Source organism: Fibrobacter sp., assembly GCA_024398965.1.
Lineage (GTDB): Bacteria > Fibrobacterota > Fibrobacteria > Fibrobacterales > Fibrobacteraceae > Fibrobacter.
The window spans coordinates 1-1,458 of record JAKSIF010000144.1 but is presented as its reverse complement, the minus strand read 5'-3'; the positions used below and the strand labels follow the sequence as shown (position 1 = coordinate 1,458).

The 1,458-nt window shown below is 54.4% G+C and carries 1 protein-coding gene; it reads right to left on the bottom strand.

Annotated features, from left to right (window positions below; all coding sequences use genetic code 11):
• Nucleotides 1-98 precede the first annotated feature (98 nt).
• Nucleotides 99-1,190 (bottom strand): IS110 family transposase, encoded by a 1,092-nt coding sequence (locus tag MJZ26_15165; protein MCQ2107115.1) that lies wholly within the window; start codon nucleotides 1,188-1,190, stop codon nucleotides 99-101.
• Nucleotides 1,191-1,458 lie beyond the last annotated feature (268 nt).

Here is a 1,458-nt window from a genome sequence, read left to right as displayed (position 1 = left end):
GCATTCTATGGTTCTGACCAAATTTTTTTTGTTAAAAAATGTTGTTTTTGTTAGGGCCACTTCATAGTGTTCTGATATTTTTCGGTTTGAGTCAGGGTTTAGGATTCGGCAAGAGATGCGGCTTCCGCCATCCTTTGCTGGATTCTTTGCTGTTCGAGGGCTTTTTTGCGTTTTTCTTCGTGGAATAATTCGTAGTACTGGCCGTTCCTGACGAGAGAGAAGGCGATGTGGACGAGCTTGCACTTGACGTTGTTCAGTGCGATGTTGCGGTGCTTCCCCGAGTTGACGAGCCTGAGGAAGTACCTCAACATGTCGGGGTTGTGCTTGATGGCGACCAGTGCGGCCTGGGACAGCGTGGCCTTCATCTGGAGGTTGGACAGGTGCCTCACGGCGGCCTTCTTGTCGACGGAGGTGCCGGACTGCTCCCGGAAGGGCGCGAGTCCGCAGTAGCAGCAGAACTTGCGGCTGTCGGTGTCTTCTCGGAAGTTGTTGGTGTGGATGATCATGCCGACGGCGGTCACCATCCCCACACCGACGATGGAGGTGACCCTGGCGTAGCTGTCGTGGAGCGCGGGGTCGCCGTCGATGATTTCGAGCATGGACTGCTCGGCCTTCTTGATGAGCCTGTCGGTCACGGCGACCAGCTTCTCCAGCCCGTCGCGGATTTCGTCCTTGGCGTCCCCGGACGGCATGGTGCCCTTCATGTCCTTGAGCCTGTTCTTGTATGTCCTCCTGTCGGCCACGAGCTTCTCGCGATAGGCGTACAGCTCCTTGAGCTCCTTCACGGGCTTGCTGTCGGGCACGTAGGGCACGCACCTGTCCTCGTGGCGCATGGCGTATTCGGCTATGATGCCCGAGTCCGTCCTGTCGTCCTTCTGTCTGACCACGCCCTTGGACCACTTGATCTGCAGTGCGTTCTCCCGCCAGATGACGAGCCCCTTCTCGCTCATGGTGTCGCATATCAGCCTGCTGTAACTGCCCGTGGTCTCCACGCAGAAGAGCCATTCCGCAGGGTCGATGCCCTTGTACTTCCTGCCCACGGCCTTCACCATCTGGGTGCATCCGCCCCTGCTGTTCTCGAACTGTCCGACATACTCGGGTGCCGGGATCCCTTCCTGGTTCTGAGCCAAAATGACGCTCGCGTCCAACTTTTTTTTGGAGACATCCACTCCGATAAAGATTTTTTTCATATCTTTGCATTTACTTTTTAAGTAAAGAGGACTGGCTAACGTGTTAACTGTCACGTGCTACCACTTTAATCAGGCTCCGAGCCTATCATTCTATCTGGCCTTGCAGTTAATGAACCAGAGGGGCGCCGTCACTTTCGATAAGTTCTAAACTTTAGAAGCGAATTGGGTTGCCCCCCTGGGGTCAGCCCTTCCTCCTTACAACAGAGTAACGTGGCTGCCGTCTTTTTGTTGCTCCTCTTAACATTTAATTCAGTTTGCAAAATTAAAG